At 38.2% G+C, this 20,365-nt stretch carries 18 protein-coding genes; 11 read left to right on the forward strand and 7 right to left on the reverse strand.

The features are described from left to right. Positions 1 to 408: 408 nt before the first annotated feature. From BWD42_RS18305 to BWD42_RS18335, 7 genes are all read left to right on the forward strand, one after another. Positions 409 to 3,840, forward strand: a complete 3,432-nt coding sequence (locus tag BWD42_RS18305) for a response regulator (RefSeq protein ID WP_077437864.1) — start codon at positions 409 to 411, stop codon at positions 3,838 to 3,840. After that, entirely contained in the window at positions 3,828 to 4,667 is an 840-nt protein-coding gene (locus BWD42_RS18310; RefSeq protein WP_254846273.1) for a CheR family methyltransferase, read from the forward strand. The genes BWD42_RS18305 and BWD42_RS18310 overlap by 13 nt, the downstream gene beginning before the upstream one ends. Positions 4,668 to 4,673: 6 nt before the next feature. Continuing rightward, positions 4,674 to 5,234 carry a chemotaxis protein CheB gene (locus tag BWD42_RS18315; RefSeq protein ID WP_077437865.1) on the forward strand — a complete coding sequence of 187 codons (561 nt, stop codon included), beginning with the start codon at positions 4,674 to 4,676 and terminating at the stop codon, positions 5,232 to 5,234. 22 nt (positions 5,235 to 5,256) lie between these two features. Beyond that, positions 5,257 to 6,858: a response regulator gene (locus BWD42_RS18320; protein WP_077437866.1), complete on the forward strand. Its 1,602-nt coding sequence runs from the start codon at positions 5,257 to 5,259 to the stop codon at positions 6,856 to 6,858. Between the two features lie 55 nt (positions 6,859 to 6,913). Then, entirely contained in the window at positions 6,914 to 7,447 is a 534-nt protein-coding gene (locus BWD42_RS18325; protein WP_077437867.1) for a plastocyanin/azurin family copper-binding protein, read from the forward strand. A 360-nt stretch (positions 7,448 to 7,807) separates the two neighbouring features. Then, positions 7,808 to 9,214 (forward strand): dihydrolipoyl dehydrogenase, encoded by a 1,407-nt coding sequence (gene lpdA, locus BWD42_RS18330; protein ID WP_077437868.1) that lies wholly within the window; start codon positions 7,808 to 7,810, stop codon positions 9,212 to 9,214. A gap of 67 nt (positions 9,215 to 9,281) precedes the next feature. Continuing rightward, the gene (locus BWD42_RS18335; protein ID WP_077437869.1) at positions 9,282 to 9,686 is read left to right on the forward strand and encodes an acyl-CoA thioesterase; all 405 of its coding nucleotides are present in this window, start codon (positions 9,282 to 9,284) and stop codon (positions 9,684 to 9,686) included. 176 nt (positions 9,687 to 9,862) lie between these two features. Here the strand turns inward: BWD42_RS18335 and BWD42_RS18340 are convergent, their stop codons facing one another. Further along, a complete protein-coding gene (locus tag BWD42_RS18340; RefSeq protein WP_077437870.1) occupies positions 9,863 to 10,162 on the reverse strand; it encodes a DUF3817 domain-containing protein in 300 nt (99 codons plus the stop codon). Positions 10,163 to 10,406: 244 nt separating this feature from the next. On the opposite strand from BWD42_RS18340, the gene lpdA (BWD42_RS18345) reads away from it, so the two are divergent. Beyond that, entirely contained in the window at positions 10,407 to 11,795 is a 1,389-nt protein-coding gene (gene lpdA, locus BWD42_RS18345; RefSeq protein ID WP_077438037.1) for a dihydrolipoyl dehydrogenase, read from the forward strand. 77 nt (positions 11,796 to 11,872) lie between these two features. Here lpdA (BWD42_RS18345) and BWD42_RS18350 read toward each other — a convergent pair whose 3' ends face one another. From BWD42_RS18350 to BWD42_RS18365, 4 genes are all read right to left on the reverse strand, one after another. Further along, entirely contained in the window at positions 11,873 to 12,877 is a 1,005-nt protein-coding gene (locus BWD42_RS18350) for a LacI family DNA-binding transcriptional regulator (protein WP_077438038.1), read from the reverse strand. Positions 12,878 to 13,010: 133 nt separating this feature from the next. Beyond that, on the reverse strand, positions 13,011 to 13,541 hold the full coding sequence (locus BWD42_RS18355; protein ID WP_077437871.1) for a hypothetical protein: 531 nt from the start codon (positions 13,539 to 13,541) through the stop codon (positions 13,011 to 13,013). A gap of 72 nt (positions 13,542 to 13,613) precedes the next feature. Then, a complete protein-coding gene (locus BWD42_RS18360; RefSeq protein WP_254846275.1) occupies positions 13,614 to 14,093 on the reverse strand; it encodes a hypothetical protein in 480 nt (159 codons plus the stop codon). Between the two features lie 121 nt (positions 14,094 to 14,214). After that, complete coding sequence (locus BWD42_RS18365) at positions 14,215 to 14,865, reverse strand: ABC transporter ATP-binding protein (RefSeq protein ID WP_175992097.1); 651 nt, start codon at positions 14,863 to 14,865, stop codon at positions 14,215 to 14,217. Positions 14,866 to 15,037: 172 nt separating this feature from the next. Between BWD42_RS18365 and sucC the strand changes: the two genes are divergently transcribed. The 3 genes from sucC to BWD42_RS18380 all read left to right on the forward strand — a co-directional run bounded on the left by sucC (position 15,038) and on the right by BWD42_RS18380 (position 18,714). Beyond that, on the forward strand, positions 15,038 to 16,231 hold the full coding sequence (sucC, locus tag BWD42_RS18370) for an ADP-forming succinate--CoA ligase subunit beta (RefSeq protein ID WP_077437873.1): 1,194 nt from the start codon (positions 15,038 to 15,040) through the stop codon (positions 16,229 to 16,231). 250 nt (positions 16,232 to 16,481) lie between these two features. Then, positions 16,482 to 17,927 carry an asparagine--tRNA ligase gene (gene asnS, locus BWD42_RS18375; RefSeq protein ID WP_077437874.1) on the forward strand — a complete coding sequence of 482 codons (1,446 nt, stop codon included), beginning with the start codon at positions 16,482 to 16,484 and terminating at the stop codon, positions 17,925 to 17,927. A 166-nt stretch (positions 17,928 to 18,093) separates the two neighbouring features. Continuing rightward, a complete protein-coding gene (locus tag BWD42_RS18380) occupies positions 18,094 to 18,714 on the forward strand; it encodes an L-threonylcarbamoyladenylate synthase (protein WP_077437875.1) in 621 nt (206 codons plus the stop codon). A 398-nt stretch (positions 18,715 to 19,112) separates the two neighbouring features. Here BWD42_RS18380 and BWD42_RS18385 read toward each other — a convergent pair whose 3' ends face one another. Together BWD42_RS18385 and BWD42_RS18390 are read right to left on the reverse strand one after the other, a co-directional pair. Beyond that, entirely contained in the window at positions 19,113 to 19,547 is a 435-nt protein-coding gene (locus tag BWD42_RS18385; RefSeq protein WP_077437876.1) for an SRPBCC domain-containing protein, read from the reverse strand. Between the two features lie 246 nt (positions 19,548 to 19,793). Then, the gene (locus BWD42_RS18390) at positions 19,794 to 20,357 is read right to left on the reverse strand and encodes a Crp/Fnr family transcriptional regulator (protein WP_077437877.1); all 564 of its coding nucleotides are present in this window, start codon (positions 20,355 to 20,357) and stop codon (positions 19,794 to 19,796) included. Positions 20,358 to 20,365 lie beyond the last annotated feature (8 nt).

The following is a 20,365-nucleotide window of genomic DNA, read 5'->3' on the forward strand; positions in this document are numbered from 1 at the left end:
AAGATAATTAAAGGTTATCTCGCTATGAAAACACTAACAGCACTATTGAAACAGATAAATCTGTTAGTAGTTGCAGAAGATTAAAAAAACAATCAACTTAGTTTTTCACAGCAAAAAATACGGCAACTAATTTAGTTTGGTCGCCCTTAAAAAGTCTTTTCATAATTTAGGTTTATAATTGGTTAGTAACAAACCCTGGTGCCCATCATCAGGGTTTTGTTTTTTTATTAAGATATTTGCTTCGTTTCGCCACATAATTTTAATTATCGATAGTTGGGGGCTATTTTAAGAATAGCAAGTTTTTTTGTTATTTTACATATATCTTTTTTCCCAGGTAATGTCAGGAAAACTACCTATAGAAAAATGAACAATAGTTGGGCGACCAAAATTCATTAAACTCATTCTCGCATGGATCAAAAGAACTATAGACTGCAAATTACCATAGGAGTGATAATTTCTTTTTTGCTTATTTTTATTTCCGCCCTATACTTTTTTATCTCTTTGCATCATATCTTGGATAACGAGCGTAATATTGTTCGAATAGCCGAAAATAGGTTTAATATAATCAATGAGGTTAGAGCCAATATTGATGAAGTCAACGATGTTAAACTTCACTTTTTCACAAAACAAGATCCTGCATTATTTATTCCCTACCACCTCGAACGAAAACAGACGGATGGATTATTGAGAGCCATTAATAAGTCTGATGAATTCTACGTAGTTTCGCCACATGCAATCGAGACGCTCCGCAAGGAAATTGCACTATTCTATGATTTTGAAAAAGATATCGCATACGCCAAAACGAACAATGCCACTTTAGCTCCCTACATCCACGAGCAGAAAACAGCTATTTTAAACCAAATTGATTTATTGTCCAGAGACCTTCTTGATCAAAGAGCGGATCGACTGGAGAAGTCCGGAAACGATTTACAGCTAGCGCAAAATATTACTTACTTATTTATTGCGATCGGTTTAAGCGGCTTTTTTTATATCCTAGCCAAAATTTTTTCAATTTCGAAAGTATTAAGCGCAACGGTTAAAAGTCAACAAGAATCAAATAGTCAACTGCAACGCTTACAAGATCAGACCAATAATGATAACTGGATTTTAAATGCCATAAATCATATTGACGAACAGCTGCGAGGCGATTACAGTGATAAAAAAATAGCAGAAATCAGCCTAAATGCCATTACCGAAATGACAAAAGCATTGGGTGGTACGATGTATATATTTGATGATACTTATCTGGAATATCAATTATGTCATAAAATAGGCATTCCTGCTAGGCAACAGTTAAAAAAGAGCTTTAAGGAAAACGAGGGTATCCTAGGTGATGTCGCAAACAAGAATGCAGTCATAAAAATCAAAGATATTGATCACGCTCATCTGGTCTTAGAAACTTCATTATCCAATAGGATCGAAACTGACATCTACATTATCCCATTTACATATGAAAATCATTGTGTTGCATTGATGGAAATCTGCTGCCCACTTGTAAATGAAAGGGAGGAACAGTTGCGGGTCAATTTCCTAAATAAAGTAAAAGGCAATATCGCTGTCATTCTTAAAGTCGCGCAAACGCATGGTAAGCTCGCCGATCTTTATGAAGAACTTCAACAGCAAACCGAGGAACTAGAGGCACAACAGGAAGAATTAAGGACGACTAACGAAGAATTAATCCATAAAACCCATTTGCTGGAAGCTTCAGAAGAAGAGTTACGCGTACAACAGGAAGAACTTATTCAGACAAACAATGAATTGGATGAAAAGGCAAAACTGCTCTTCGCTCAAAATGAAGATCTGGAGAAAGCAAGAAAAGCCATCGCTCAGAAAATAGAAGAAGTTGAATTATCAAGCAAGTACAAATCTGAGTTCATGGCCAATATGAGCCACGAACTAAGAACGCCACTGAACAGCATTCTCATACTTGCTAAATTGTTGCAGGACAACAAAAAGAAAAATCTGAATGACGACCAGATTAAATATGCTTCGGTCATCCATAGCGCAGGTTCGGACCTCCTGCACTTGATCAACGAGTTGTTAGATTTGGCGAAAATAGAATCTGGAAAAGTCGAAGTTCAAAAAGAGCGTATCAACACGAATTATCTAGCTAAGTATATCAAAGATTTTTTCCATGATACCGCTGAATCAAAGGCTATCCAATTCAATGTTGAAATTGATGGGGATACGCCGCAAGAATTTATCGGTGACGAGCATCGTATACAGCAGGTGCTAAAAAATTTGTTGTCGAATGCTTTTAAATTTACAAACGAACATGGTACCGTATCGCTCAAGATCAATGTCGAGGGAGAGCAGATTCATTTTAGAGTCCAGGATAATGGAATAGGAATTGCTCCAGAGAAACAAGAACTTATCTTTGATGCATTTAAACAGGAAGACGGTTCAACAAGCCGCAAATATGGGGGCACAGGACTCGGCCTATCTATATGCCGTGAGATCGCTAACCTATTAAAGGGAAAAATCACACTAAACAGTAAAGTCAGCGAAGGAAGTACATTTATTTTCAGTCTGCCATTGGAAGCAGAATCTCAGGAAGATAAAATCACAGCACTACCTATCACTGAAAAAAATACACCAAATTCATATTTTCCAGTAGAAGATCTAAAAATTGGAAAGGATCAGGCGGTTGACAATGGCAGTGGCAACAATAAACTCTTAATTATCGAAGATGATTTCATCTTTGCAGACATCCTAAAAGATTATGCAATCCAAAATGGCTACGATGTTTACATCAGTTACGATGGACAGGACGGGCTCAACAAAGCACGAAACCTAAAACCGGCAGCAATCATATTAGATATAATGTTACCCAAAATGGATGGTTGGGAAGTACTGCGTAACCTCAAAAAAGCGAGCCTAACCAAAGATATACCTGTGCATATGATGTCTGCAGGAACATTTCTCCATGACGAACCTATATCTGCAGGGGCTATTGGATTTATGTCCAAGCCTGTCTCTGAAGAATCTCTGGCAGAGACTTTTCTGAAAATTAAAGCCTCAACAAGTTACCCTATTCAGAAAATCTTACTGGTGGAAGATCAGGAAATTCAAAGTGATTTTATCAAGCAATCTCTTGAAGAACAAAATATTCAAATATTTCAGGCATTCAATGCACAGCAGGCACTCGATCTATTGCAGCAGGAAAAAATCTTCGACTGTATTATTATGGATCTAAACCTACCGGATAAATCAGGCATCGAACTGCTCAATGAGATCAAGGCCAACAGTGAATTTAAAGATCTGCCGATTATTATTAATACCGCTATGGAGTTAAGTCCTGAACAAACATCCGAAATTTTACACCACAGTCAGGCGATGGTATTAAAATCAGCTAAATCCAACAACAGGCTAATTGATGAGGTCAATTTATTCTTAAATAAAATCCGAACCAGCAAAACGGAATATCAGTCATTCAACAATAGTTCATCTGTACTTACGGAGAACAATCTGGCAGCCAAGACGGTATTGCTGGCAGATGATGATATGCGGAATATATTTGCTTTAAGTACGGCGTTCGAAAGCTATGACATGAAAATTGAGATTGCTAATAATGGTCAGGAAGCCCTGGATATATTGGCGCGTAATGAGCATATTGATCTGGTTTTAATGGATATTATGATGCCTGTTATGGACGGATATGAAGCGATCGAAAAAATAAGGGCAAACAAAAGGTTTTCGAACCTCCCCATCATTGCTGTTACAGCGAAAGCGATGAAAGGTGACCGCGAAAAGACAATCGCTGTGGGAGCAAACGATTATATTAGCAAACCGGTAGATGTGGATAAATTAATATCCTTAATGCGTGTATGGTTGAGTTAGGCAATAAAATAGCAGCAATGATCACTTTTGAAGAGTTGGAGGAAGTTATTGACCTTGTCAAAAATCTCCACGGTTATGATGTGTCCGGATATACGAGGTCATCCTTAAAGCGGCGTGTCACCCGAGTTATGGAACTCAATAAGCTAGATCTGGTCGAATTAAAATCCAAATTAATTAATCAGCCAGGTTTCAGTACCTATCTCCTACAGGAAATTACAGTGAATGTGACTGAAATGTTTAGAGATCCGGAGTTTTACAAAGCGCTAAAAAATGAGGTCTTTCCTTACCTGGCTACCTATCCTCATATTAAATTTTGGAGTGCGGGTTGTTCTACAGGGGAAGAAGTGTACTCCCTGGCCATATTGTTAAAAGAAGCTGGCCTTTATCACCGCTCGTTTATCTACGGAACAGATATCAACACAAAAGTATTGGAAAAAGCCAAAAGGGGCATTTATTCCTTGGCAAAAGTGAAAGAGTATTCTGAGAATTTCATAAAAACAGAGCCCAAAAGTTCTTTATCCGAATATTATACAGCAATGTACAATGCTGCCACCATAAATAATAGCCTTAAGAAGAATGTTCTCTTTTCCCATCATAGCTTGGTTTCCGATCGCGTATTCAATGAGTTTCAATTGATCACATGCCGTAATGTATTGATTTATTTTGATACAAATCTTCAGGAAAAAGTCCTCGACCTGTTTTACCATTCACTCTGTCATCTCGGTTTTTTATGTTTGGGTGCAAAGGAGTCTCTGATTAACTACAAGAATGCTGCAAAATTTAAGGTTATAAACAAAAAGCACAATATTTATCAAAAAATAGGCTAGATCGAAATGGAACGGAAAATTCTTTTATTAGCGGGATCTGCAGGCGGGTTTAGTGTTATTCTAAATATCCTAAAGGCATTAGAACGCCCGATCCAAATACCGGTCATCGTGATCGTGCACAGAAATCCTAAATATGCATCGAGTATTGAAGATACATTATCGAAAGCATTATTGCAGAAGATAAAAACTGCAGATGATAAGGAAACTATTATGGATGGAACGATTTATTTTGCTCCCGCAGGTTATCATTTACTCATTGAGCCCGATTATAGCTTTTCCTTAGATATCTCCGAACCGGTTCAATATTCGAGACCTTCTATTGATGTAACCTTCGAATCTGCAGCCGAAGTCTACAAACAAAACTGTACTGCCATCTTGTTTTCTGGAGCCAACCAAGATGGAGCGCAAGGATTGTTAATGATAAAAAAATACGGCGGAAAAACCTATGTGCAGGATCCTCTTGATGCTGAAGTGCCGATTATGCCTCAGGCAGCAATAGAATTAAATGCGCAAGATAGGATTTTAACAATAAGCGAAATAAAAGATTACATCATGCAATTGACCTAAGGTTGTATTTAGATTTGATATAATGAAGAAGATTAATATATTGATCGTCGATGATAAAATTGAAAATGTTATCAGCCTCACAGCATTGCTGGAGGATATCGAATTTGTAAATATAATTAGTAGCACGGATCCGAACGAAGCCTTAAAAATCTGCTGGAAAGAAGATATCGATCTTGCTCTGGTCGATGTACAGATGCCCGAAATCAATGGATTTGAATTTGTTACTTTTTTGAAGAAAAATCCAAAAACGAATCACATTATTCCAATCATGGTAACGGCGATCTCGAAAGAGGATAAATACCTTATTCAAGGACTTAACAGTGGGGCAGTGGATTACCTGTATAAACCTCTTAATCCGGAAGCTACCATAGCGAAAGTCAAATCTTTTGTCCAGCAACTGTTGATACAACAGGAAATTAAAGAGAAAAACATTGCTTTGGAAGAATCCAAACAAGCAATTCTTAAAGCAAAAGAGGAAGCTGAATTAGCGCGCAAATCCAAGGAGACTTTCCTGGCCAACATGAGTCATGAAATCCGTACCCCGATCAATGGCATCATGGGAATTACCCAAATGCTAAAAAATTCACAGCTTACCGTTGAACAGGAAAATTGGATCAATAAACTGGATTCGGCGTCTCAAAACCTATTAACCATCATCAATGATATATTAGACTTATCCAAGGTGGACTCCGGCATGATGAAGCTTAATATGGAATCAACTTCAGTACATGATATTACGGATGACCTGAATAATCTATTCATCGATAAAGCAAACTATAAGGGTTTAGATTTCAATATAGATGTGGACGATCGAATAAACAGTTATTTTTTGACTGATCCGCTTCGTTTAAAACAAATTCTGACCAATTTTATCTCCAATAGTTTTAAATTTACGGCGCTGGGATCGGTAATATTAAAAATCCGGCTTCTAACAGAAACCGATCATCAGATTTGTCTGCAGTTTCAAGTCATCGATACAGGTATAGGTATAGCCGAAGATTCATTGGAAAAAATATTCATTGCTTTTGAGCAGGGAGAAGACAGCATCACCAAAAAATTTGGTGGCACGGGCCTGGGGTTGGCAATTGTAAAACGCATCGCTGCCCTTCTTAATGGAAAAGTATTCGCATCAAGTGAATATGGTAAAGGAAGCATATTTTCTTTTGAATGCAACTTTGATAAAATACAAGATAAACCTCAAGAAAAAGAAACACCAGTGCTTTATACCGAGTTACCGAAGTTCAATTCGCCAATGATCCTTATTGCCGAAGACAATGAGTTAAATAGTTTTATGTTGGCCAATATCCTCAAGAGTTGGAATTGTGAGATTGCGCTGGCAACAAATGGACAGCTTGCATTGGAAGAAATCAATAAAAAAAAGATAGATCTGGTATTTATGGATGCACATATGCCCCTAATGAGTGGTTTTGAAGCAATTAAAGAAATACGTCGTCATACTAACCCAAGAATCTCCAATATGCCTATCATTTCCATCTCTGCCTCGGTATTAAAAGCGGAACAACAGGAAGCGATGGATGCTGGCGCAAATGAAGTTGTTGGAAAACCATTTGATCCTATCAAATTATATAAAACAATTGATGCTTTATTGTCAAAATTGAAATGATTGTTTCGATTTATCAATGAAATCATTAATTTTAAAGAATTAACAAAACATAATAATGAAAAAACTTTTTATGATACCAGCAGTTGCAGTTGCTTTATCAATTGCATCTTGTGGCGGAAACAGTGAGAAGTCGGGCAAATCAGCTAGCACAGAAACGACAACTTCAACAGAAAACCAAGCGACAGAAACAGTCCCTGGCATTGAAAACGTAGCTATTTCCAACAGCTTATCTTTGGAAGGTAATGATCAGATGAAATTTGACAAGGATCTATTCCGTGTCAAAGCTGGTGAGCCTGTTGAATTATCGTTCAAAAATGCGGGTACCATGCCAAAAGAGTCTATGGGGCATAACGTTGTTATCCTTAAACCGGGTGTTGATCTTCCAACTTTCGGAGCAGAAGCAGCGGCAGCGGTAGCCGATGAGTATATTCCAAAGTCAGCATTATCTTCCATCGTGTCCCATACGAAATTGTTAGGTCCTGGTGAAACAGATAAAATTACATTTACGCTTGAAAAAGGAGTTTATCCTTTCATCTGTAGTTTCCCTGGCCATTACGGTGTAATGCAAGGAAAAATTGTTGCAGAATAATAACATTAAGCAAAAAGGATATTCAGTTATGGGTATCCTTTTTTGTTCTATTTTACCATAGAACAAAAAAGAAAACGCAGAGCCCATTTAATATCCAATGAGGATGGGTGTCCATGTGCTTTAAGACCTCATCCATTCGATATTGAATCAAACAATAGCTATTCGCTTTTGAACTTTATATCCTGATCTATATTTTGCTCCCGCAAATGATTGAAATTAGATTATTTTACCCAGGGTAAGCAGTCTCCCTTTTATCAAAAAAATGTAAAGTAAGTCTATTCGGTTACAAATCGCAAGTTTTGATTTCCTATCCCATTAATAATCATTAAATTTGTACTACTAAAAATTAAAACGTAATCAATGCAATACGACGTAATTGTAATCGGAAGTGGTCCAGGCGGATATGTAGGAGCTATCCGTTGTGCCCAATTAGGATTAAAAACAGCTGTTATTGAAAAATATAGCACATTTGGTGGTACTTGTCTTAACGTTGGATGTATTCCTTCAAAAGCGCTTTTAGATTCATCGGAGCATTACCACAATGCTGCCCATAATTTTGATGCATTTGGCATCAGTTTAAAGGACCTAAAAGTAGATATGGCAAAGATGATTGCCCGTAAGGACGATGTTATTGCTCAAAATACTGCTGGTATCACTTTCTTATTTAAGAAAAACAAAATTGACAGTTTCCAAGGGGTAGGTTCATTTGTGGACAAAAACACCATTAATATAACAAAAGCAGATGGTTCTACAGAGCAGATTACTGCCAAAAATGTCATTATTGCTACGGGTTCAAAACCAACTTCTTTACCATTCTTGCCTGTTGACAAAAAAAGAATCATCACTTCTACGGAAGCCCTTAATCTAAAGGAGGTTCCAAAACATCTTATCGTTATCGGTGGTGGTGTCATTGGCTTGGAATTAGGTTCAGTATATGCTCGTTTAGGTTCAAAAGTTTCAGTTGTTGAATTTGCAAAATCGATCATCGGTACAATGGACGGTGGCTTAGGAAAAGAACTACAACGGGTTTTGAAAAAATCTTTGGGCATGGAGTTCTATTTAGGTCACAAAGTAACTGGAGCTTCGGCAAAAGGTAAAGTTGTAAAAGTAACCGCAGAGGATCCAAAAGGACAAGAGGTAACCCTAGAAGGTGATTATTGTATCGTAGCTGTTGGACGTACAGCATACTCTGAAGGCTTAGGCTTAGAAAATATTGGCATCACTGTCGAAGAAAGAGGCAAGAAAATCCCGGTAAATGCTCACTTAGAAACCGCTGTACAAGGTGTATTTGCGATCGGTGATGTGATCACTGGAGCAATGCTGGCGCACAAAGCAGAAGATGAAGGTGTATATGTTGCCGAATATATTGCTGGACAAAAACCACATATAGACTACAATCTAATCCCGGGCGTTGTGTACACATGGCCTGAAGTGGCATCAGTTGGAAAAACAGAAGAACAATTGAAGGAAGCCGGCGTGAAATATAAAGCTGGATCTTTCTCTTTCAAAGCTTCTGGTCGTGCAAAAGCTTCTGGCGATACAGATGGTTTTGTCAAGGTATTAGCCGATGCTACCACAGACGAGGTATTAGGCGTACATATGATCGGGCCACGTGCAGCGGACATGATCGGTGAGGCTACAGTAGCCATGGAATACCGCGCGTCTGCAGAAGACATTGCACGTATTTGCCATGCTCACCCAACCTATACAGAAGCCCTCAAAGAGGCTGCATTAGCTGCAACAGCAAATAGAGCAATACACGCTTAAGCGTTAAATAGCATAAATTTAAGGGGAAAAGGAAACTTTTCCCCTTTCTTATAAATACCTATATCAGATGAATTTTTATACAAGAAAATGGGTCAAACCCGAAGATCTCAACCCCAACGGAACATTATTCGGTGGAACACTATTACGTTGGATCGATGAAGAAGCTGTCATTTACGCCATTGTGCAATTGGGAAATCCAAAAGTAGTGACAAAGTTTATTTCTGAAATCAATTTTGTGAATTCTGCAAAACAGGGAGATATTTTAGAGTTAGGTATCGAGGCCACCAACTTTGGAACGACATCATTGACGATGCGTTGTGAGGTCAGAAACAAAATCTCAAAGAAAACAATCCTATCCATTGATAAACTAGTGTTCGTAAACCTCGATGAAGATGGAAACCCTGTTCCCCATGGAAAAAATAGCATCACTTATGCCTATATGGGTATCGAGAAAACAGGACGAGATGATTAAACATCTCTCCTGTTCTATTAGTTTATTGATGCTTCATAATAAGAACGCAGACTCTTTAATAAATTTTTACATGTAAAATTGCACAATCATAAAAATTTAAAGTGCCATAGTATGTGCTAGGTCTCGGAAACTCATGGCTTATATACTAGGACCGGGAGGAGATTAGCATAGTATTGCTAATATTTCTGTCTTTTGCCTTCGATTTCTTTCTTTAAATCCAATTCGACCCAAAAACCCAAAATCGGCACCAAAGAAGCTAAAAAGTACTTTACTGCTTTTAAAATAGGCCATTTATATTCAACAGTAGACATAATAAGCATCACAACGAATATAACGACAAAAAAGCCATGGATGGATCCTGCGATCTTAACTGCCTCTGGTATCCCAGCAAAATATTTCAGTGGCATAGCAATAAAAAACAAGCAAATCGTGGAAATAGCCTCCCACAATGCGATCTGTCTAAATATTCTTAACATAATGATAAACTGTGTATTGTGAATTCCAAAAATAAGACTCTAAATACGGTTACTCCATTATTTTTTGTCCTTTTACCAAGTCGTGACATTATCGCTCATAGGATGACATTGTTTTATCAAAAACCGCCAATTTTACAATAAATAGTTCATATTCATCAGAAAAAATACGTACTTTTGAATGAATATATGGTTCAATACCTTGGTATTTGAAGCTATAACACTCAACTACAGAATATTTATTTATATGAATTACGACATCATTGTAATCGGTAGTGGTCCAGGCGGGTATGTTGCTGCCATTAGAGCCGCTCAGTTAGGGTTCAAAACAGCGATTATTGAACGCGAATCATTAGGCGGAATCTGTCTAAACTGGGGCTGTATCCCTACAAAAGCATTATTGAAAAGTGCTCAAGTATTTGAATATTTAAACCATGCCGCAGATTACGGCATCAATGTTCAAGGTGGTGAGGCTGATTTCGAAGCTATCGTCAAAAGAAGCCGCGGCGTAGCTGAAGGAATGAGTAAAGGTATTCAGTTCTTGATGAAGAAAAATAAAATTGATGTCATCAATGGAACTGCAAAGATTAAAAAAGGTGGTAAGATCGATGTGAAAGGTGCAGACGGTTCTACCAAAGAATATGCGGCAAAACACACTATCCTAGCTACAGGCGCACGTTCACGTGAATTGCCTAACTTACCGCAGGATGGTAAAAAAATCATTGGATACCGTCAGGCAATGACATTACCTAAGCAACCAAAATCTTTAGTTGTTGTTGGCTCCGGTGCTATCGGTGTTGAATTTGCTTACTTCTATAATGCAATTGGAACAAAAGTGACTATCGTTGAGTTTATGGATAGAATCGTTCCGGTTGAAGATGAAGAAATCTCAAAACAACTAGAAAAAAGCTTAAAAAAACAAGGTATCAATATCCTGACTAAATCTGAAGTGCAATCCGTTGATACATCTGGCGAATTGAGCAAAGTGTCCATCAAAACTGAAAAAGGTATTGAAGTAATCGAGGCAGAGGTTGTATTATCTGCAGTAGGGATTGCTCCTAACATCGAAAACATCGGTTTGGAAGAGGTTGGTGTTAAAACTGACCGTGGCCGCGTTGTCGTAGATGATTTCTACAAAACAAATATTGAAGGTGTATACGCTATTGGTGACATCGTTAAAGGTCAAGCCTTAGCTCACGTTGCGTCTGCCGAAGGCATTACTTGCGTTGAAAAAATCAAAGGTCTTCATGTAGAACCTATCGATTATAACAATATCCCTGGATGTACTTACTGTTCTCCTGAGATTGCTTCTGTCGGTTATACCGAAAAAGCAGCGAAAGAAGCTGGATATGAAATTAAAGTTGGTAAATTCCCATTCTCTGCTTCTGGAAAAGCTTCTGCAGCTGGAGCAAAAGATGGTTTTGTTAAGGTTATCTTTGATGCAAAATACGGTGAATTCCTAGGTGCCCACTTAATCGGAGCGAATGTTACCGAAATGATTGCTGAAGTTGTTGTTGCCCGTAAATTGGAAACAACAGGACATGAGATGATCAAAACAATCCACCCACACCCAACCATGAGTGAAGCAATCATGGAAGCATGTGCTGATGCATACGGTGAAGTGATCCACTTATAGTCGTGCATAACATAAAAAAGAGGGGAAAATCGAATGATTTTCCCCTCTTTTTTATGTTATCCATTGTGCAGAAACAACTACATCACCAATCTAGATTTAAAAACAATTTGTTGGTCTGCTATATCTGAATTCTCGATCCGCTCAAATAAAATCTCAGCTGCCTTACGCGCCTGCATGCCCGGAAACTGTTCGATACGCCCCATTGGTGGGTTTTCCATATATTGCCAAAGTGGGTAATTCGCATAACTGATGAAGAAAATATCCTGGTTTAAGACCAGTCCTTTATGACGTGCCGCCTTCATCAGATCCAATGTAACGAAGTCATTAAAAGAAATAATTGCTGAAGGTCTTTCGGACATCGCAAAGATGCTATCCATTGCTTTTTCATTTCCTTCTGTACTCAGATCAGTTTCAATAATATTTTTTTCCAGGATATCCATTCCATTACGTTTCATGGCGGATAAGTAGGCTACTTTTCTATCCTCACTCGCCGGCAATGTACTAGGTCCATTGACCAACGCAATCACTTTATGACCACGGGCAACAAAAGCATCAACAGCTTCATTCATGCCAGTAGATAGATCACTTTGAACTTTATTGATATTCGGTAGACTAGGAACACAATCAAAAAAGACAACCGGAATTCCAGAAGACTCCAGTTTTTCAATAAACTCCAAATTCGTTGTCTTCTTACCAATAGACATCAATATGCCATCTACGCGGTGATTTTTAAATGTCTTTAGAATCTGTTCTTCCCGATCCGGATCATCCAATGACTGTCCCATTAAAACAGTATACCGATGTGCCGATGCAACGTTTTCTATTTCACTGATCGCAAAAGAAAAAAAAGGTTCTGATAGGCTCGGCAAAATCACTGCAATGGTAAATGTTTTGCGCTGTTTAAAAAAAATAGCAGTCTGATTGGGCTCGTAGTTCAATTCTTCGGCCATTTTTTTAACACGCATTGTTGTTACCAATCCAATACTTGGATGATCATTCAACGCTCTTGAAACCGTGGAAGGACTGATTTTCAGCTTCTTGGCAATTTCCTTAATCGTGGCAGGCTTGTTCACTTTATTCATAAATCCAAGGGCTTTATATAAAAATAGGGCTTTTATGTCCCTAATCATAATCTTTTTTCAACAATGCTTACTTTTTATATTTTTAATAGTCAAGACATCGTTGGTAGACGATACAAAGATAATCAATGCAACCTTAGTCCACAAATTGAATCGCAGCGGTATCCACAGCAAATTCCTCTGCTAAAAATTGAGTAGGATTTATTTGTCGGAAGGCAAGTTCATCGCGGAAATAAATTTTTACCCGATTGCTAAACTCCCCCCAATCCACAAATTTCACTTTGTTCAATTGTTCCAAAGGATTTCCCTTTGTCAACACACATATCCCCTTGCCTTCTGCGCTCAACTGCGAAAAGAGTGTAACAATATGATCAAAAAGATTCAGCTTAAGCGGCAATACAGCATTTACATGCAACCTTTCAAAATGCTCTTTATATTTCATATCAAACCCAAATGTACTTTGAGCATGTTCAAATAGCGATTCCTCACCTTGGTTTTCCAAATGGTTTTTCATAAAATTAACCAGATCAGCCTGCGGTGGGAATGTCTCCGTGAATTCGATAAAATTTGCAAAGAGGTAGTAAACTTGGAGTAAATAGTCTTTTTTTGGAAAAAGAACATCGTCTAACTCAAAGACATACACTTTCTTTTCTTCTGGAAATATCATCACAAATAGACTTTAAATTAAAAACGTTGGACATATAAGACCCAACAAACAATAAGCAGCGCATGGATTATATTACTTCGACACACAGACCAAAGCGAATTCTTCAGCAGAATCTGACCTAACCAAAAGTCCATCCAAGGAATTTTCATAATGCCCTTCCCCCAATAGATCAGCGCCTTTTGAGAGCAAAACATAAGGGAGATCTGCTGGAGGGTTTTCAATTATAGGAAATGTTCCAAGGATATCCTTATCCGGTACAAGAACCGAAATCTGATATTCGTCAAATAAAACTTTCGCCTCAGCCAGTGGCTCCAGTTCAAAACCGCCCAAAGGTAACACGTAGTCCACCTGTTGATCCAAACTCAATTTTAGCACTTCATGTGCAAAAGTTGGCAGCAAACCTTTTGGTATAACTGCGTAATTCCCAGATTTCAAGAGCAATGCGGGGATCTCTTCCGAACTCGCATATAAAACTTCAAAACTACCTGAAAGCTTTTTAGCGATACGCATTGCCAACGGCCTAGTTCCGAAAGTTATCAATATTTTCTTCATCAAAATAATTTGTTTTTCATCGGCAATGAAGCTATCAAAGCTATGGCCAATCAATTTAGTTCTAGTCTCTAGGAGTTTATTCCTGATCTAAAAGCATAGTGGTTCCTCTAAAAGAATTAGGCTAAACAACCAATCCGTCACGCATATGGATAGTTCGGTCCGATATACGGGCTAGCTCTTCATTATGGGTTACGATGATAAATGTTTGTTGAAATTTGTTTCTAAGATCAAAAAACAACTGATGTAGTGCCGCCGCATTTTCAGAGTCCAAATTTCCGGAGGGTTCATCCGCCAAAATAACAGAAGGATCATTTATCAAGGCCCGTGCAACAGACACCCGCTGCTGTTCCCCCCCCGACATCTCGGCAGGTTTATGATCAATACGATGCGAAACCCCAAGTAGCTCTAATAGTTCTTTTGCTTTCTTCTCAGCTTCAGCACGTCCCTGTCCATGGATAAATGCCGGAATACACACATTTTCCAAGGCCGTAAATTCGGGCAACAAGTGATGGAATTGAAAAACGAAACCAATGTGTTCATTGCGAAATGCACTCAACTTTTTAGCATTCAGCTTATGGATATCAACACCATTAATAAATATCGACCCCTGATCTGGTTTGTCCAATGTACCGATAATATGTAAAAGTGTACTTTTACCTGCTCCTGAGGCCCCGACAATACTCACGATTTCACCTTTTTCCACGGTTATGTCAACGCCTTTTAAGATGGGCAATGCCCCATAAGCTTTGTGAATTCCTTTGGCTTGTAACATCATAGGGCAAAGATAAATAAATTTACGATATCACACCTTTGAATAAATAAGCTGTTATTTCTCTATTTCAGCCATTTTATTTATCACAAATGTCAAAAAATAGATAAAAGAGCAATTTATCCCTTGTCTTATCCCTCAAAAAAACATATTTTTACGCCAAATATTTTTGCAAATGAACATTCACGAATATCAAGGAAAACAAATACTAAAGAGCTTTGGTGTGCGCGTACAGGAAGGTATCGTAGCAGATACTCCAGAGCAAGCTGTGGAAGCGGCTAAAAAAATGAAAGAAGACTACAATTCCGACTGGGTTGTTGTCAAAGCTCAAATTCACGCTGGTGGCCGTGGTAAAGGTGGTGGTGTCAAGTTAGCTAAGAACTTAGATGAAGTCAAACAAAGAGCTACTGACATCATTGGTATGCAATTAGTAACGCCTCAAACTGGACCTGAAGGTAAAAAAGTAAACAAAGTTTTGATCGCTCAAGACGTTTACTATCCAGGGGAAAGCGAAACAAAAGAATTCTATATGTCTGTCCTATTGGACCGTGCTAAAGGTCGTAACATCGTTATGTACTCAACAGAAGGTGGTATGGACATTGAAGAAGTTGCAGAAAAAACACCGCACTTGATCTTCAAAGAAGAAATCGATCCAAAAGTAGGCTTACAAGGATTCCAAGCACGTAAAATTGCCTTCAATCTAGGTCTTTCTGGTGCTGCTCACAAAGAAATGGTAAAATTTGTTGCTGCGCTTTACAAAGCATACGATTCTACTGATTCTTCGATGTTCGAGATCAATCCGGTATTAAAAACTTCTGACGACAAGATCCTAGCGGTCGATGCTAAAGTAAATCTTGACGAGAACGCATTATACCGTCATCCTGATTACGCAGCTATGCGCGACGTAACAGAAGAAGATCCAACGGAAGTTGAAGCTGGTGAATCAAACTTGAACTATGTTAAACTAGATGGTAACGTAGGTTGTATGGTGAACGGTGCAGGTCTTGCAATGGCAACAATGGACATCATCAAATTGGCTGGTGGAGAACCTGCAAACTTCTTAGATGTTGGCGGTACTGCAAATGCTGAAACTGTAAAAGCTGGTTTCAATATCATTTTGAAAGACCCTAATGTAAAAGCAATCTTGATCAACATCTTCGGTGGTATCGTTCGTTGTGACCGTGTAGCACAAGGTGTAATAGATGCTTACAGCGAAATTGGCAATATTCCTGTTCCTATCATCGTACGTCTTCAAGGTACAAATGCCGAAGAAGCTAAAAAATTAATTGATGAGTCAGGTCTACAAGTTTATTCTGCAATCTTATTGAAAGAAGCTGCTGAATTAGTAACCAAAGTATTGAAAGGATAATTCCTTCAATCATCATAAAGCTTAAAAGCGGATCGACTCAGTTGATCCGCTTTTTTTTTGCGTGAAACACCCTTGCCCTTGTTTGGCATTAATCCAAATATCGGTGCTCAAAAAATAAGTTTAATGGTGTGTTGATCCTTCATTCAGCGAATTAAATCAACATTTATACCCAATAAACCAACAGAATAGCTTATTTTTGTATTGCTTTTTTAACAAAGCATCTTTTACAAGTCATTCTCCAAAAATTAAGATGGAACACACAAGAATAAAGGAACTATTGAATGCCACAGAATTCGGCAAAGAGGTCGTTGTTAAAGGTTGGGTAAGAACTTTCCGTAACAATCAATTTATAGCAATTAATGACGGTTCGTCAATCAATAATATTCAAGCAGTAGTCGATTTTGAAAATACACCTGAAGATATCCTAAAGCGTATTACTACCGGAGCTGCAGTTCGTGTAAAAGGTCAATTGATAGAATCGCTAGGTAAGGGACAAAAAGTAGAAGTTAAAGCAACAGAGGTAAGTATTATAGGTGATTCAGATCCTGAAAAATATCCTTTACAACCGAAGAAGCACAGTTTGGAATTTTTACGTGAAATTGCACATTTACGTTTCCGTACAGGTACATTCAATGCGGTATTTAAAGTACGTAACGCACTAGCGTTTGCCGTGCATAAATTTTTCCAGGAAAATGATTTTGTGTACATGCACACACCGATTATCACAGGTTCTGATGCCGAAGGTGCGGGTGAAATGTTTCAGGTAACGACATTGGATCTAAACAACCCACCACGTAAAGAAAATGGAGAAATTGATTTCAAAGAGGATTTCTTTGGAAAATCTACTAATCTTACGGTCTCCGGCCAATTAGAAGGCGAGCTTGGCGCAATGGCATTTGGAAACATCTATACTTTCGGTCCGACCTTTAGGGCAGAAAACTCAAATACGACACGTCACTTGGCTGAATTCTGGATGATCGAACCAGAAATGGCTTTCTATGAATTAGAAGACAACATGGATTTGGCCGAAGCCTTACTAAAATACGTGATCAAATACGCTTTGGAAACTTGTCCTGAGGAAATTGAGTTTTTGAAAAACCGTCTGTTGGAAGAAGAGAAATCGAAGCCTGCAGCGGAACGTTCTGAATTAAATTTGGTAGAAAAGTTAAACTTTGTCTTAACAAACGATTTCGAGCGTGTAACATATACTGATGCTATTGAAATATTAAAACGTAGCAAGCCAAATCAAAAGAAACAATTCAAGTATTTAATTGACGATTGGGGAGCAGATCTACAATCTGAGCACGAACGTTACTTGGTAGAGAAGCACTTTAAGAAACCTGTTATCCTGACGGATTACCCAAGGGAGATTAAATCGTTTTACATGAAACAAAACGAACCTGATGCTCAGGGACGCAATACTGTCCGCGCCATGGATATTCTTTTCCCAGGCATTGGCGAAATGGTCGGCGGTTCGCAACGTGAGGAAAATCTTGACCGTCTATTAGCACGTATGGCAGAAGTAGGCATACCAGCAGAAGAGATGGAATGGTTCTTGGATACACGCCGCTTTGGTTCAGTACCACATTCAGGATTTGGTGTAGGCTTTGAGCGATTGGTATTATTCACAACCGGAATGACAAACATCCGGGACGTGATACCATTCCCACGCACCCCAAAAAACGCAGAATTTTAAGATAAAGAACAGCAGCCAAAACAAAATATTTTGGCTGTTGTTCTTTTAGATAGATACGCATTTGGATAATTGTTCGAAAACTCAGGTATGACATCTGTCTCGTTCGACGGATCCCTGATAAAAAATACGATTTCCATATTACTTGATAAATAAGACGACAGTAGACATGCTCATTAAAATATACAACGACAATCCCAATCCAAAAGCCATAGCACAGGCTGTAGATATTCTCAAACGTGGCGGCGTGATCATTTATCCTACAGATACCGTATATGGTATCGGCTGTGATATTACCCAACAAAAGGCTATTGAACGCGTATGTGAGATCAGAGGCTTAAAACCGGATAAAGCTAACCTCTCCTTTATCTGCTATGACCTGACCGATATTTCACAATACACCAAATCTTTTGACACCGCAGTCTTTCGTGTTCTCAAAAAGGCATTACCGGGACCTTTTACATTTATCTTTAACGCAACAACCAAAGTACCCAAACTATTAAGTTCAAAGAAGAAAACTGTGGGTATACGTGTACCTGACAATAATATTGTTCGGGAAATCGTAAAGCAATTGGGGAATCCAATTGTAACTACTTCCATTCACGATGAAGATGAGATTATTGAATATTCCACTGATCCGGAACTGATCTACGAGAAATATCAGAACCTTGTGGATGCCGTAATCGATGGAGGATACGGAGACAATGTCGCTTCGACCGTAGTAGACCTAACAGAGGGAACCTTTGAAATTGTTCGTGAGGGAAAAGGTGATCTGGAACAATACCTATAATATTTGGTATTCCCAAAATATCACCCCACTATTAATATCCCAACAAGTACCTTACCAACTAATGGAGATCCGCCCAGATCGGGCTGTTAGTATTTTGTGTATAAGATCTCATTATTGCATCTCAATTTTAACTTATCAACAAAAAAAACCACTTATTAACATGCAAAATGTTAATAAGTGGAATACATTGATCATCACATGAACTGAATATGTGAATAACCCTACACTTACTAACATGTAAATGTGAATAAAACAAGAAACACGATCATTAAAATAGTCTAAAATGTGTATAACTACAGGGTTATCCACACAGAAATGTTTATAACAACCAACAATGCGTTTACATACGAAAATTCGATGTGCAAAAATACACCGTATCCACATCCCAATGTTGAAAGTTAATCCTTTTGTTCCACATATTGCTTTATCGCCTTATTGAAGAGTTCAAAACCATGATTCGTTGTTAACAGCAACTTTTTGCAGAATGGGATCAATAAACCTGAAAACAACTCCCCTTGAATAAGTCTAACTTTTCCCTCCCCGACTTGTTCTAATATAAAATAATGTTCGCCATCAAAGATCCCTGGAATAAGCAATTCTCCTTTCCAGCGTAATTCTCGATTAGGATCAATGCACAAAAAGCGGGGATTCATCTTTATTTTAAAGCCATCAGGATTTTCCAATATAACCGCACAACGCTTTCCTTCGATCGGTTGCCGTTCAAAATGCTTAATGGTCGGACTCCATAATGGATAAGCCTTGAAATCCGTCAATACTTGCCATACTTGCTCGGCGCTTGCCTCAATCGTAATACTTGTCTCAATTTTTTTCATTCTTTTAATAATTTATACCTCTGTATAATGGAACCAGCACGCTTCCCCAAATTTCTGGCGTCGGTTGCTATAAACCATAATGGATTCATTGGGTGGGCGATTACTCCAGAAAACTATCGTATGCAGAGCATTTCAGATTGGACAGATTGTTGCACAAGTTCTAGCCCAATACAAAGCACATGCCCCACTTGTTAATGGAGATAAAACAAAACTAGGATACAAAATGGAAACAGCTCTTGACTTTTATCAAGAACTCATTTTTGCACGGATACGACTGAGAGTTTCGGGACTCATACCCAAGACGGAGGCAATGTATTGAAGTGGTATTTGATAAAACAGAGACTTATATTGTTCAAAATATTGTTGATAACGTTCTTCTGCAGTCAAACAAATAAAATCAGAAATTCGTTGTTCCATCGCTCCGAAACATTTTGCCAAAAATGCCTTCTCAAATTTATTCCATTCGACAACCTCGGATTCCATCTTTTGGTAATCTGATTTTGACAAACAATACATACGACAGTCACTGATACATTGAAAATTCCATTTGGAAGGAACATCAAAAATAAAAGATGCGAGATCGGTTACGAAATGATTGGCGGTACCAATCCACTGCGTAAATTCACCTTTTTTACTCCAGCCATATTGACGGATCAAACCAGATTCAATAACAAATAAATTGGAAGAGTAATCTCCTTCTTTGATGACATAGTCACCCCGCTTGAATTCAACTTGTTCAAAATGAGCAAACAACTTTGACCGCGCAGCTTCAGGAAGAGGAAATAGGTTTTCAAACAATTGATTAAACATATCTACAT

Source organism: Sphingobacterium sp. CZ-UAM (assembly GCF_002000245.1).
In the GTDB taxonomy this organism is placed as follows: Bacteria; Bacteroidota; Bacteroidia; order Sphingobacteriales; family Sphingobacteriaceae; genus Sphingobacterium.

Bases quoted from the DNA above. Each gene is read 5' to 3' on its own strand.
- BWD42_RS18340 (WP_077437870.1), bottom strand. From the start codon at position 10,162: ATGTTAAGAATATTTAGACAGATCGCATTGTGGGAGGCTATTTCCACG.
- BWD42_RS18325 (WP_077437867.1), top strand. From the start codon at position 6,914: ATGAAAAAACTTTTTATGATACCAGCAGTTGCAGTTGCTTTATCAATT.
- lpdA (WP_077438037.1), top strand. From the start codon at position 10,407: ATGAATTACGACATCATTGTAATCGGTAGTGGTCCAGGCGGGTATGTT.
- asnS (WP_077437874.1), top strand. From the start codon at position 16,482: ATGGAACACACAAGAATAAAGGAACTATTGAATGCCACAGAATTCGGC.
- BWD42_RS18310 (WP_254846273.1), top strand. From the start codon at position 3,828: ATGGTTGAGTTAGGCAATAAAATAGCAGCAATGATCACTTTTGAAGAG.
- BWD42_RS18365 (WP_175992097.1), bottom strand. From the start codon at position 14,865: ATGTTACAAGCCAAAGGAATTCACAAAGCTTATGGGGCATTGCCCATC.
- BWD42_RS18360 (WP_254846275.1), bottom strand. From the start codon at position 14,093: ATGAAGAAAATATTGATAACTTTCGGAACTAGGCCGTTGGCAATGCGT.
- BWD42_RS18305 (WP_077437864.1), top strand. From the start codon at position 409: ATGGATCAAAAGAACTATAGACTGCAAATTACCATAGGAGTGATAATT.
- lpdA (WP_077437868.1), top strand. From the start codon at position 7,808: ATGCAATACGACGTAATTGTAATCGGAAGTGGTCCAGGCGGATATGTA.
- BWD42_RS18390 (WP_077437877.1), bottom strand. From the start codon at position 20,357: ATGTTTAATCAATTGTTTGAAAACCTATTTCCTCTTCCTGAAGCTGCG.
- BWD42_RS18380 (WP_077437875.1), top strand. From the start codon at position 18,094: ATGCTCATTAAAATATACAACGACAATCCCAATCCAAAAGCCATAGCA.
- BWD42_RS18335 (WP_077437869.1), top strand. From the start codon at position 9,282: ATGAATTTTTATACAAGAAAATGGGTCAAACCCGAAGATCTCAACCCC.
- BWD42_RS18320 (WP_077437866.1), top strand. From the start codon at position 5,257: ATGAAGAAGATTAATATATTGATCGTCGATGATAAAATTGAAAATGTT.
- BWD42_RS18355 (WP_077437871.1), bottom strand. From the start codon at position 13,541: ATGATATTTCCAGAAGAAAAGAAAGTGTATGTCTTTGAGTTAGACGAT.
- BWD42_RS18385 (WP_077437876.1), bottom strand. From the start codon at position 19,547: ATGAAAAAAATTGAGACAAGTATTACGATTGAGGCAAGCGCCGAGCAA.
- BWD42_RS18315 (WP_077437865.1), top strand. From the start codon at position 4,674: ATGGAACGGAAAATTCTTTTATTAGCGGGATCTGCAGGCGGGTTTAGT.
- sucC (WP_077437873.1), top strand. From the start codon at position 15,038: ATGAACATTCACGAATATCAAGGAAAACAAATACTAAAGAGCTTTGGT.
- BWD42_RS18350 (WP_077438038.1), bottom strand. From the start codon at position 12,877: ATGAATAAAGTGAACAAGCCTGCCACGATTAAGGAAATTGCCAAGAAG.